Below are 12,059 nucleotides of genomic sequence, written 5' to 3'. Positions count from 1 at the left end.
ATTACACCCCCAATAATCGCGGTGTGAAATTCATAGATACTTCCAAGTTATCTAATCCCTCGTCTGCGTTATATCGAAATAAGTTATCACCAATTTCAAGCTGCAAAAATGTGCTTGCTAAGTCTAGTTGATTAAAAATATTGGATGTGACTCCATTCCGTGTAAGAGTCAATTTTTTCTTACGTTTAAAAGTCGAAATTTCTATAATATCCCCAGCTATCATTGTGGTATTAAGTTTAAGTAGTTCATAGGTATTCACATTGACCAAAGAAGGATTTTTAAGTGTACCTAGTGCCTTAAATCGAATGATCATCCCTGTGCTTTCTTGTCCTTCGTTCTTCACATTGACAATAAGGGACTGTGAACGGTAGCCCATTTCAATTCCAGTATCTTCTGGTATTTCAAGAGGGAATTCAAAAGCGCCAACCCATAAAGCTATATCCACACCAACAGCTTCCTTTTGATAAAAGTACGGATCATTAGCACTGAATTGGAGGAACCCTTTCTGCCAAACTTTATTTTGGTTTTCAAAACCTACCGGGAAAGAAGGGGCTCCCTCTAAATTGGCATTAATGTAGTATTCCTCACCAGACTTTGTTGTAATATCAATTCGAAAAGGATTGGTCTTCGGATTGAATACTTTGAATGCATAGTTCCTTTTCTCTTCAATCCACCATGAATCAGAAATAGCATTATGGATATAAAAAGGGATATCAAAGTCTCGATTATCCAACATTGTATTTTGATAGTTAGAGCCATCTGTTGTACTTTCTGAATAGTTCACGGAAGCACTTAGCCCACTTAAAGCAAAATCTTCAATCAAACGAAAATGGCGACCGAATGTAATCGAATCGCCACGATTGTTTGTGATAGTCATATTCTTGATTAACATCCGATCACACTCCGTTTAGAATTCAAAAGCTAATCTTCTCAACATTCTTTCTGTGCTTTTGGTTGAATCAGCATTGGTAGTAATCTGAATGGTATTATGCATAGTTCTCGAATAATCATAGTTATTAGGGACATTATTGGTAGGACTTGCTTTTGAATTATTTTGGATAAAAGGACTGATAAATGAACTAACTTTTCTACCTGTGAATGTGTCAGGAATATTAGGGGTTGCTGCCTTAGCCATCATTGATGCTGTGTTCGTAATAGGTTCAAACATTTTTTGCATACCATCAATTAAACCTTCACCGACAAATGTTCCAATTTCCATCATGACACGAGATGGAGAATGGATATCCAGGGCGCCTCTTATCGTTTCTGCTACGGCATTGGCAATTGCTCTCGCTTTAGCCATCAGAGCACCTTCCATCGATTCAAGCCCTTTAATCATGCCTGTAATAGAGTCTCTTCCAATATTATTAAGGCTTGATTTCATGGCATTAAACTCACCTGTTGTACCGGTTCGAATCTGCTTGATTTTATTTTCCCATTCAAGTCGAAGTTCCTCTAACTGCTTTTCAGAGTTGCTATGAAGCTCAGCTATTTTTTTAGCCGTATCTTCTTTCATTCCTTCTAGCTCAGCTGTTGCTTGTTTACGAGCCAGGCTGTTTTTTGTTCCCCACAGACCTGCGTATTCAGCCAACTGTTCATCAGTTAAACTGTTAAGTGCCGCAATTTCAGCAGCAGCTCTTGGCCCCATATCCCGCAATTCAGAAAGAAGATCTTCACTGACACCCCTACCAGCAAGCCTTTTAATATTTGCCGACCATTCTGCAAAAGTCGCTACCTGATCCTGTAGATTCTGCATTAGTTGCTGTCCGGATACATCTGATTTCTGTGTAATTTCATCAAATATCCCTGCAAAAGAATATAGCGACTTAGCTCTATCATCGACTGTTTTTTGATATTCGGCATTAAGTGCTTTTTCACCGTCAATCAGTTTTTGATTCACATCTTGCATCTTTGCAACGTATTCGTCATTCAGGGAATTGAGTTTATCATGAATTTCCTTTTTCACACGGTAAACATTTTGTTCAGCTTCTTCACGTTCCTTCGATCCAGTCTTATATCTGTTTTGGACTCGTTCCCACATCGCTAATTCTTGAGAAAGAGATATTTCATTATCTCGTTTCTTTTTCTCAATATATTTCTTTGATGTATCGTAATTTTGCTTATCCAGTTTTTCAATATCTTTTGCATGCTTCTTCTCAATATCAAGTATGGCTAAATTAACTTTCCTGATTTGCTCAGGTGTTTTGGCATAGTTGTCACGCACTTTTTCAAGTGATTTAATGTGGGCAGATGCATCAACTTCACCCATTTTAAACTTGTAATTAGCAGCATCAAAAGCTTCTTTGAAGTTTTTAGCTGCAGCTTGGGCAACTTTCTTAGCTGCGGCTGCCACTGCTTTTTCTTGCTTGCTCAGACCTACAACTACACCAGCGCCAGTTTCTTTACCTATTTTTTCAGTTTCTTTAGAAGGTGAATGAATATCTAATGCTTTTTTCATACTGCTAATTATTCCATTGGCTATTTCTTTTGTTTTTTCCCAAACTGCAGAAGCCATTGATCCAATACCATTAATCAGACCTTTTATGATGTCTTTTCCGATCTGTGTAAGGTTAATTCCTCTAAAAAAGGACATGACCCCGTTCCAAATGGATTCGATTGTTGTTCGGACAGTGCTAAAGATATTACGAATACCAGTAACCATATTAGTAAAGTTTGTAACTACTCCATTCCAGATATTTCGAGCAATACCCAAAATAGTTTGGGAGATGGAATTCCAAATCGATGCACCGAAAGTTCGAAGTGTGCCGAATATGTTTGTAGCTTGGCTATATAAGTTTCGGAAGAAACCTAAAACACCGTCTACCATGCCCTTTGCAAGATTTGAACCAGTAGTAGTGAAACTCTTAAACAATCCTACAATGCCATCAGCAAGACCTTTAACGAGGTTTACACCTAACTTCGCAAGATTAGTAAGAAGCGTTCGCAATCCACCTACAAAAGTTAACGTCATCCAACCGATAATAACGTCAATTGCTCCCATGAATATTTGCTTGATACCTTCCCACATTTTGCCGAAGTCCCCAGTGAACAGTCCTGAAAACACTTTAATTAATCCCATAATGACATTTAAGGCTCCGTCTATCACCTGTTTAATCGCTGTCCATACCATTTGGATAATAAAAAGGACAGCAGGCATGACGAATTCAATAACAGCCATTATCCCTTTAAATACATTACTAATAGCTTCTAAAATCTGCGTTCCATTTTCGTCCCAGAATTTCTTAATTTCTGAAAACTTTTCTCCTAAAAATGAAGCAACCGCGGAAAAAATTTGAATGGCTATATCTTTAATGCCAGAAAAGGCACTGCTCATTTGATCCCTTAAACTTCCCCACACGCCGGAAAGTGAAGAAACCATGACTTCCCATTTAGATAGTACCTCTCCTGTTGTCCAATTAATTTGATCCACATGTTCTTTCGCTTGTGATTTTGCTTCTTCTACAACTTTACTATGCATATCCTCAGCGTATTTAACAGACATGTCGTGAGCTTTTTGAGCTTCACTAATCATTCTGTCGGCCTGTTCGGCTGAAATGTCCCCTGATTCATCTCTCATTCGAATAATCGAAGCAATAGTTTCCTCAAGTTGTTTATCAGCTTCATTCACTGCTTCAGTTCTTTGCTTAATAGAATTTTTGACAACCTCAGCCGCTTGTTGTGCTGATAAATTACTCGCTGTCTGTTTCATCCTCTCAAGAATAACCTTGGATTCAATTTCATTTTGAGAGAGAGATTTCACAGCCTTTTCGTTCATTTGTTCGCGAATCGTATCAAGAATATGTTGTTCTCTCTCGGTAAGTGCTCGATTTTCGGCATAAGCATTTCCGACAATTTCATTAATTTTGTTTCTGAAATTCTGCTGAAGTTCAACCTCGGATTTATTTCTTTCCTCCATTTTCCCGAGAATTTTATCTTCTTCTGCATTAGTTAAAACAGAAGAACGCAAGAAGTGAGACTTTGTTGCTTCGATCTGCTTTGCGTGCTGTTCACTCATTTTAGAAAGAATTTGTTCACTCATTTGTCCATAAGTGCTGACTAGCGCATCTTTTGTTTCTGCTGTTACTTGTTTTTGTGTAATTGAAAGTTCTTTTACTTTTAGTGAAGCTTCATCTGAGAGTTCGAAAAATCCGTCTAAAGCCTTCTTTGTGCTTTCTGAGACTTTATCACCAAAACGTTCGATTTCTGGTATAGCTTTCCCTTTAAAAGTGTTATATAAGTTCGTTGCAGCGATTCCAATACCAGCGATAGATGCTATCGTCACGCCAATTGGTCCTGTCAATAAAGCCATTGCTCCGCCAGCACTTGCGATTGATCCCGCTACAGCGCTAAACACTGAAATAAGAGCCCCTACCCCTGAGATAGCTCCACCTATTATCATAATAAATGCACCTAGTGCAGTGACAATTCCCAAAAAAGCCGCTGAAACTACTGCACCAATTGTTATAAAACTTTGCATCCTAGGTGATAAATTATTAAAAGCATCAACAGCCTTTTGAACGACTGCAACAACTTTATCAATAGCTGGTAATAATGAGTTCCCTATTGCAATTGCAGCAGTTTCAAGAGTTCCCTTTAAAAGCAAGATACGACCTTTTACGTTATCCAATTTTTGAGCAGCTACATCAGCAGATTTAATCTTATTCATTGCCTCTACCATGTGAGTAATGCCATCTGCGCCTTCTTTATACAGGATGTTAGCAGCACGAATCGCATCGGTACCAAACATAGTTTTTAATGCCATTTGTCTCTGCTCATCAGTTAATTTAGCTAGTTTTGTTTTAAGCAACTCTGCAATTTCTGACATTGATTTAATTGATCCATTTGCATCGTAAAAAGCACTTGTTCCTTTTTTGGTAAGAAGACCAAGTGAACTCATCTGAGCCGTTGCTTCTTTAGTTGATGGTGATAAATTTAATAGCATGGTTTTTAATGACGTACCGGCATCACTGCCTTTAAGTCCATTTTGAGCAAATGTTGCTAAGGCTCCTGCCGTGTCTTCAAACGTTAGACCAACACCGGAAGCGACAGCCGAAACCATTGATAATCCAAATTTCATTTCAGAAACAGAAGTGGCAGATGCGTTGGCTGCACCTGCTAATAAGTCTGCAGCACGCATAACTGACAGATTATCATCTTTAAATGCATTCAAAGCTGTGGAAGCAATCTCGGCAGCATCAGCTAGTTCTAACTCTCCAGCTGTTGCAAGGGCCAAAGCTCCTTCAAGCCCACCTGACGCTACTTGTGCAGGTGATAAACCGGCTTTAATAAGTTCCTCAATGCCTTGCGCTGCTTCCAATGCAGAATACTTTGTTTCAGCTCCCATTTGTAAAGCCAATTTCTCAAGACTATCCCCAAATTCATTTATCTCATCAGGAGCCATTACAGACTTAACGGATGACATTTGTGATTCAAAATCCATAGCTTTCTTAGCAGTAAGTCCCAAAGCGCCTCCCACTGCTAAAAATGCCACACCGAAGCTTTGAGCGATCTCAGAACCAAGACCTTGCATCCGTCCACCGATATGCTGCATCTGTTCTCCAACACTACTAAGACGAGAATTCAATCTGTTCCACGTACTAGATTGATTATCGATTTGTGCATTTGTACGCCTTAACTGCGCTTCTGTTTCCCTCATTGCCTGAGTAGCTCTATTTAGTCTAATCTCTAGCTCTTGGGTTTCCCTGGCATTTGCACCCATTTCACGAACAGCTTCACGATGAAGGCGATTGAGTTCTTCCACACGCTGTTGTTGAAGACGGAGAGAACTAGTTAAATGGTCAGATCGTTGTTGCAATTGTTGAGTTGAATTACCAAAGTCACGAATACCTGCTGTAGCAGCATCAAAAGAAGAATCCAACACTCTCATTTGTTGAGTGATTCTGTCCACACTTTGATTAATTTGGGTACTTAACTGTTGGAATCCATTAGACTGCTCCTGAATTTTACGGTTTGTCTGTTGCAATTGGTTTTCTGTTCTTCGCATAGCAGAAACAGCATTATTGTATTGAATCAATAGTTTTTCCGTGGATGCTGCTGCCGCCCCGTTAACTCTTACGCTTTCCTGGTACTGGTTGTTCAGTTCGTTCACTTTCGCACGGTGTGTTTGGAGAGTACTTGTTAAAATAGTAGATCGCTGTCTCAATGTGTCCAATGAATTATCAAAACGGCCTGCTCCAGCAGTGGTGGTCTTAAATTCACTATTTAAAGCCGTCAACTTTCGGTTTATTTCCTGCATGCCTCTTGTAAAATCAATTGAATCTAGTCCCAAGGTGACCCTTAAGGAACCAACTTCTCCAGCCATATATTAACCTCCTTTCCTAGATTGGTAACTGATCAATGGTAGTCCGTTTTTGACTAACCTTTGATTTGGATTGCTTTTTATTTCTCTTGTGTCTTGCTAGAGCAAAAAACCAGACTATATCCATTTGATCAATTTCATGTAACTTATAAGGAGTCTCACCTGACATTAGATCAAGATAGAGATCCTTAATGGCATCCAATGGGTTTACTGGTTCTTTTTCTGCAAAAAATCATCACTTTGTAATTTTGTAGCTTCATCTCCAATTACAACGTTGATTACTTCGTGGAGAGTTGGAATTAACTTGTTGGAAGCTAAGCCATCATAAAGTTCATCGAAAGTGAATTTATCACCGAAAACTTCAACAACATAACAAACTACTTCATCAATAGTTTTTGCGGTAGCTTGCCCTTGTAATTTTTCTTGCATTTCAAGCGCTTTTCGAAATTTACGAGAACTAATAAACCCTGTGGAGAATGTCTTTTCTTGTCCTTCGATTAATAGTGTAATTTGCATAATAAAATTTCCTCCTCAAAATAGAAAAAAGAGAGAACAATGTCCTCTCTCGTCCAAATTATTTAAACTGTAGGCATCTCTTTGTAAACATTTTTAAACCAGTTCCCGATGACACTTGCTTTAACATCTTCGTCGTCTGAATCTACCTTCGCTCTCCAGTTTCCTTCTTCATCTACTAAGAATTTCGCTTTCACAGTAGGTGTTTGGAATTCCACCTCTTCACCCTTTGTCTTATACGTTTCTTCTGACAATTCAAATTTACCCTTATATAGCCAAACATATCTGTATTCGCCGTTAGACTTCATTGATCTAAACCCAAGTGCAAGATATGGAGCTACATCGGAGGAATTATCAACGATAACTCCATCTGTATTTGCTGTTTTACCCATGATTAATGCGTATTTACTGGATGGTAAATCATCAATATTTAATTCAACCTCAATATCCCCCATGGAAGATGCTGTTTCTGCAGCTCCATCATCTGCATACAAAGTTACAGATGATGTATTTGGTGTGATCTTAGCTTCGATAGCCTTTGCTAGTTTTACTGGTACCTCATAAGTTCCATCATTAAATAAAGCAACGTGAATATCTTTTAAACCGACTAATGCCATAATGTTCCCTCCTAATATAAAAAGACCCTGTTAATCAGAGTCCTGTGTGAATGAAAATCGTAATACTTTATGATAGATTTGCGTGTCTTTTTCATATAGATCTGTGGCAAATGTACGAACGAACCCCACGGATTTCAGAAGTTTTTTCACTTGTTCAACCGTAGATATATAATCCCCTTTTGACCAAATATCAACTTGGAGTGAATACCTTGTTTCTTTTTCATCATCATCAAGATACAAGGTGCCCTTCTCATTGTAGAAAAAGAAGGTGATATAGGTTGGACTATTACTCCTGGCTGTTTGGAAGTCCACTGGTATTCCTAATGGATTCAGGGTGTTAATGACGAGTGCATTTAAACTCATAACCTCAGTTCCCCTTTAATCACATCTTTCATGATTTCTTGGGCGCCATCTTTCTTGTTTTCGAACACTGGCCCCATAAATGGTTGAGCATCCATTTTGCTAGTGCCAAATTCTAAAAAATGCCCATAGAAAGCTTTACCCTGTTGATCAGGACCAATATGGATTTGATTCTCTTTCAAATCCGAAATAATAATATTTTCTTTAAGATTCCCTGTAACTTTCCCTTTTCTTACTGGGGTTTTTTCTTTGATGTGTCCTTGCAAAAATTCAGCTCCTTTGGTCAGAGCTTTTTCTGTTACTCTACCATCCACAGATTTGCCCATCTGCTGTAGATGAGCCATGAGTTGTTGCATACCTTCTAATTCCATAGGCATCTAAATCAACTCCCTACCGACAATTGTGAGAGTTTTATTCAACTCTCCATCATTTATTACAGACAGGATTTCAAAGGTTCGGCCATTATACTTAATCCTCATATCCGCAGTTATTCCAGGTGTATAACGAATGACAAAAGAATTTGTATTTTGGGCATGAGTGGTAGCTGCCTCATAAAACTCATAAGCAGATCCTTTATCACTTAACGTCTTGATCATGGCCCATGCAGACTTTACATTCAGATACTTTTGTTCTTCTGGAGATCGAAAACCGTTTTCGTTAGCATCTGCTTCATGTTTTTGAATGGTGATTCTATGCCTAAAAAGCCCAGAATTCATCTTGGGCTTATATTTATTTAATTGCATTAAAATCATCCTCTTCAAGTGCTTTAGTAATTCCTAAACTATTAATCTGACTAAGAAAATTGTCATTGAAAAATTCTATTGCGTCGTTATAGACGTATCGCGAACGCTCAAAAACAAGTTCTTTAAATACCTCATCCGTATTAAGATCATAATTTCCACAGATTCTTTTTAGTTCAACGTTAGACGCAGAAAGGATGCGAATTAGGTTCTCATCTTCATCATCCCCTAAGTGCATCCTCTCTTTAAATTCTGTTAAAATTATTCCAGTGATGCTCATTCACATCAATCCTTTTCAGAAGCTTTCTTTTCCTCTTTTGCTTCTTCGATAAACACGCAATTATGCGTTGAATGTACCTTAGATAATTCATCAATACGCTTTTTAGTTGGTTTATAATCACCTTTAGGATACTCGTCACCAACAGCATATTGAGTATTTTTATTCTCTTTGTCGCGAAATTCATTAATTACTTTATACTTCATTTGCTATCACCTCCTTCGCATTAGACTACAGGCGCTGTTAAATCTAAGTCTAAATCATATACTTGTGCCGCATAGTTATCTTTCGGTTTTCCGGTAGCAAATTGTTTAGCAATATAAAGCGTTGCATCTTCTAGCGCCAATGTTTGTTCGAACTTTTTGATTGGTTCAGTCCCCCCTATTGCCGCGATGTATTCTCCCTTGACAAAGAAAGCAATTTTCCCTTGTGGAACGAACACCGATTCAGTTTGAATTGGATTAAACGGTAAATTAGTAACATAAACACCAGACGCATTCTGAGTCGTTGCATTAGCTTGAATATCAAAAGTGTCAAATGGGTTAGTCACCATAACAACCTTTCCAGCGACATTGCGAACTTTATCAACTTCATCTTTCCCGACAGGACGAATTGCCAGCTTTTTGACCACGCCCTTTAATTCATTAATTGTTGTACGACCTGGTTCAAAAGTTAGCGTACCAGCAGATGCTTTGTCAGGATAAACACCATTTACTACAGAACCTTTTAAATCCTTTAAGAGTCCAATAGGTTGGTCTTTACCTGTTCCTGCAACAAAGCCCTTTTCTAATCCAACAGCCATAGCCTCTGTAATCATAGTACGAACATAGCGTTCTACCCACACAGGACCAAGTTTTAGCATGTCATTTGCTAATGGGATAAATGCTGTTAATTTAAGTTGACTGATAGATTCTTTACGAAATGTAGCATTTAATTGCCCTTGGATATCACCGAACAATGGACCCCACACAGCTGCACCTTCTGGATCACCGTAAATAAATTCAGTTACTGCCCCTAAATTTTGCAAACCGATATGCTGCAATAGTGGGTGAGCTTCCACAAGATCATCAAAGATTCGCTCTTGAGTCGTCTTAGGCAGCGTTTCAGTATCTTTAAATCCTCCATCTTGCACAACAGCATTAAAGAACTTCATTTCCTCACTTGTAAGGACGTTAGCGCCCCTTGCTTGCATGATAGAACGGTCTAGCATAGATGTATTTACTTGATTCATAATATCGCCTTGTACGTCCTGTGCTAGGGCTTCTAGCATACTATTCAATGCAGTTGCCTGTTCTTCTGGAGTTCCTTCTTGTGTAGCCTTTGCAAATGCTAGTTTCTTTTCTTCGAAATTATTAAATGTAATTGGCATGTAATTACACGCTCCTTCTTATTTTAAATTTAAAAAGAGACTGCCCAAGTTCTGTTTAGGTTCAACAGATTTAGGATCAATCTCTTTTGGCTTTAATTCGTTTTTGATTTCAATTTTAAAGTCGGCAAACATTTGTTTAAGTGTGTTTTCATCAATGCTTGCAGTTGCAACTATTGGTTTCTTTGGTTCTAGCGATACGGAAATTTTATTATTAAATTCCTTCGCTTTATTCTGGAATAATTCAGATTCAACCTCTTCTGGTTCTGCATCAATGATCTCATCGATTAAACCTAATTCTTTCGCTTTAGTTGCAGAAAGGTAAGTTTCATCTTCTAGTAATTTAGCCATCGTTTTTTCATCGACACGATGTTTGTATGATGCTAAAACAGACTCACCAATGCTATCTAAATCATCAGCTGATTTACGTAACTGTTTCGCATTACCAGCAACAATTGTCCAAGCGTTATGAACCATCACTTGAGAATTCGAATATGCTTTAATAGTATCGGCGCCCATACATCCGATAGATGCGGCACTTGCTGCAATCCCCGGAATTACTACGGTCACGTGTCCTTTATGTTCACGTAATGTATTACATAAGTCGATGCCTAAAAACACATCACCGCCGTATGAATTGATATGCAATTCGATGTCCTCATCTTCTTTTACATTTCGCATTTTATAATTAAATTCATAAATACTTGAATTCCAACTTGTAAAATCGCCTTTAATCTTATGCTTCACTCTTTCTCACCTCCTTTAAGCGCTTCTGAGCTTTCTTGATAGTTTTTAGTGATTACAAACTTATCGAGCATTGGATCATCAGCCCTTTCTTCACCTAATTTTTCACGTAATTCATTCCCATTAAATATTCCACTTGACCTCAACTTGTCCACTGCTGTTGCAACGTCAAAAATATTACTGTAAGAAATACGTCGAATATCCATCCTTTTACCTTTCAGGTAGACGGACTTATCAATGAATTTAGCATCGCACTCATCTTTAATTTTTTTAAGCAGTGGATCAATACAGAAAATCATATAATTCCTTGTTTGCTTTTCTACATCTGCCATTTCACCTTTTAAAAGCGCTATGGGAATACCAAGTGCATTTGCAACCTGATACAGAAAACCGTCTGTGACCTTGTTTACTTCGTCCACAGGATGGGCATTAGTATTTGATTTTTCATCAAGCTTGAACCCCTTCTGCTGAGGAACAATTGCAACGGATTTTTCGGAAAATGCCTTATAAATCTTGTTTATATAGTTTTGTAGTTTAGCTTGCGCAGCTTCACTTTTGTCTTGAACAGTTTCAATATCGACAACGCCGCGTATTTGATTTTTACGTTTCTGGAATTCTACAATTCTACCGAAAAGCTCACCATAATCCGTGTATAATCCATCTAGCAAAGTCGTTAGTTTTTCATTGGTGTATTGTAAATAAAAAACATCACTCATTTTGAATGTATGATTAAAAGTGTAATTTTTTATGGTGACATCACTAAAACTATCTTCAAAAACCGCATATTCTGTATGAGTAAACGAATCCGCAATCAGCAAGTCATCTGTGTCTGATTTTATGACCAGGACCTCGTTTTCTTTTATCAACTTATGAACAAGCTCTTGCCAAAAAGTTGATGCTGTTTGGTTCAAGTTTGGCCTAACATTTAACCGATAATACAATTCGTCCTTAATGATTTCCTTTCCATTCTTCATGCGAAAATCAGACTGACTAATAGTACGTGCGATCATGTCCACACAAATTTGAATAGCAAGCTTTTTCATGTGTATTTTTTCAGAAGTACCTTCGATTAAATCAAAATCGAGCATAAATTCTAGTTCTTTGTTTCGGCTTTTTACGAGAT

At 38.0% G+C, this 12,059-nt stretch carries 12 protein-coding genes; all 12 read right to left on the bottom strand.

All coding sequences use genetic code 11. The features are described 5' to 3' along the window. Position 1: 1 nt before the first annotated feature. Positions 2 to 892: a phage tail family protein gene (locus tag AC625_RS25065; protein WP_053178032.1), complete on the bottom strand. Its 891-nt coding sequence runs from the start codon at positions 890 to 892 to the stop codon at positions 2 to 4. Between the two features lie 15 nt (positions 893 to 907). Continuing rightward, positions 908 to 6,322, bottom strand: a complete 5,415-nt coding sequence (locus AC625_RS25060) for a phage tail tape measure protein (RefSeq protein WP_053178031.1) — start codon at positions 6,320 to 6,322, stop codon at positions 908 to 910. 204 nt (positions 6,323 to 6,526) lie between these two features. Continuing rightward, positions 6,527 to 6,835 carry a phage tail assembly chaperone G gene (gene gpG / locus AC625_RS08445; protein WP_049680905.1) on the bottom strand — a complete coding sequence of 103 codons (309 nt, stop codon included), beginning with the start codon at positions 6,833 to 6,835 and terminating at the stop codon, positions 6,527 to 6,529. 62 nt (positions 6,836 to 6,897) lie between these two features. Then, entirely contained in the window at positions 6,898 to 7,449 is a 552-nt protein-coding gene (locus AC625_RS08440; protein ID WP_049680904.1) for a major tail protein, read from the bottom strand. A 30-nt stretch (positions 7,450 to 7,479) separates the two neighbouring features. Continuing rightward, positions 7,480 to 7,812, bottom strand: a complete 333-nt coding sequence (locus tag AC625_RS08435; RefSeq protein WP_049680903.1) for a hypothetical protein — start codon at positions 7,810 to 7,812, stop codon at positions 7,480 to 7,482. After that, positions 7,809 to 8,186, bottom strand: a complete 378-nt coding sequence (locus AC625_RS08430; RefSeq protein ID WP_049680902.1) for an HK97-gp10 family putative phage morphogenesis protein — start codon at positions 8,184 to 8,186, stop codon at positions 7,809 to 7,811. Before AC625_RS08430 ends, AC625_RS08435 begins: the two co-directional genes overlap by 4 nt. Further along, positions 8,187 to 8,552 carry a phage head closure protein gene (locus AC625_RS08425; RefSeq protein WP_245644951.1) on the bottom strand — a complete coding sequence of 122 codons (366 nt, stop codon included), beginning with the start codon at positions 8,550 to 8,552 and terminating at the stop codon, positions 8,187 to 8,189. After that, entirely contained in the window at positions 8,539 to 8,829 is a 291-nt protein-coding gene (locus AC625_RS08420; protein ID WP_049680901.1) for a hypothetical protein, read from the bottom strand. Before AC625_RS08420 ends, AC625_RS08425 begins: the two co-directional genes overlap by 14 nt. 5 nt (positions 8,830 to 8,834) lie before the next feature. Next, a complete protein-coding gene (locus tag AC625_RS08415) occupies positions 8,835 to 9,032 on the bottom strand; it encodes a hypothetical protein (RefSeq protein ID WP_049680900.1) in 198 nt (65 codons plus the stop codon). Positions 9,033 to 9,052: 20 nt separating this feature from the next. Then, positions 9,053 to 10,195 carry a phage major capsid protein gene (locus AC625_RS08410; RefSeq protein ID WP_049680899.1) on the bottom strand — a complete coding sequence of 381 codons (1,143 nt, stop codon included), beginning with the start codon at positions 10,193 to 10,195 and terminating at the stop codon, positions 9,053 to 9,055. A gap of 18 nt (positions 10,196 to 10,213) precedes the next feature. Then, positions 10,214 to 10,939 carry a head maturation protease, ClpP-related gene (locus AC625_RS08405; RefSeq protein ID WP_049680898.1) on the bottom strand — a complete coding sequence of 242 codons (726 nt, stop codon included), beginning with the start codon at positions 10,937 to 10,939 and terminating at the stop codon, positions 10,214 to 10,216. Further along, positions 10,936 to 12,024 carry a phage portal protein gene (locus AC625_RS08400; RefSeq protein ID WP_049683641.1) on the bottom strand — a complete coding sequence of 363 codons (1,089 nt, stop codon included), beginning with the start codon at positions 12,022 to 12,024 and terminating at the stop codon, positions 10,936 to 10,938. The genes AC625_RS08405 and AC625_RS08400 overlap by 4 nt, the downstream gene beginning before the upstream one ends. Between the last annotated feature and the right edge of the window lie 35 nt (positions 12,025 to 12,059).

It is taken from the genome of Peribacillus loiseleuriae (assembly GCF_001183985.1).
GTDB classification, from domain to species: domain Bacteria; phylum Bacillota; class Bacilli; order Bacillales; family DSM-1321; genus Peribacillus; species Peribacillus loiseleuriae.
This window is presented reverse-complemented; position numbering and strand designations above follow the sequence as displayed.

What these genes read in the sequence shown, in the direction of transcription:
- AC625_RS25060 (WP_053178031.1), bottom strand. Translation starts at nt 6,322, where the DNA reads ATGGCTGGAGAAGTTGGTTCCTTAAGGGTCACCTTGGGACTAGATTCA.
- AC625_RS08410 (WP_049680899.1), bottom strand. Translation starts at nt 10,195, where the DNA reads ATGCCAATTACATTTAATAATTTCGAAGAAAAGAAACTAGCATTTGCA.
- AC625_RS08400 (WP_049683641.1), bottom strand. Translation starts at nt 12,024, where the DNA reads ATGCTCGATTTTGATTTAATCGAAGGTACTTCTGAAAAAATACACATG.
- AC625_RS08430 (WP_049680902.1), bottom strand. Translation starts at nt 8,186, where the DNA reads ATGCCTATGGAATTAGAAGGTATGCAACAACTCATGGCTCATCTACAG.
- AC625_RS08420 (WP_049680901.1), bottom strand. Translation starts at nt 8,829, where the DNA reads ATGAGCATCACTGGAATAATTTTAACAGAATTTAAAGAGAGGATGCAC.
- AC625_RS08440 (WP_049680904.1), bottom strand. Translation starts at nt 7,449, where the DNA reads ATGGCATTAGTCGGTTTAAAAGATATTCACGTTGCTTTATTTAATGAT.
- AC625_RS08425 (WP_245644951.1), bottom strand. Translation starts at nt 8,552, where the DNA reads ATGCAATTAAATAAATATAAGCCCAAGATGAATTCTGGGCTTTTTAGG.
- AC625_RS08435 (WP_049680903.1), bottom strand. Translation starts at nt 7,812, where the DNA reads ATGAGTTTAAATGCACTCGTCATTAACACCCTGAATCCATTAGGAATA.
- AC625_RS25065 (WP_053178032.1), bottom strand. Translation starts at nt 892, where the DNA reads ATGTTAATCAAGAATATGACTATCACAAACAATCGTGGCGATTCGATT.
- AC625_RS08415 (WP_049680900.1), bottom strand. Translation starts at nt 9,032, where the DNA reads ATGAAGTATAAAGTAATTAATGAATTTCGCGACAAAGAGAATAAAAAT.
- gpG (WP_049680905.1), bottom strand. Translation starts at nt 6,835, where the DNA reads ATGCAAATTACACTATTAATCGAAGGACAAGAAAAGACATTCTCCACA.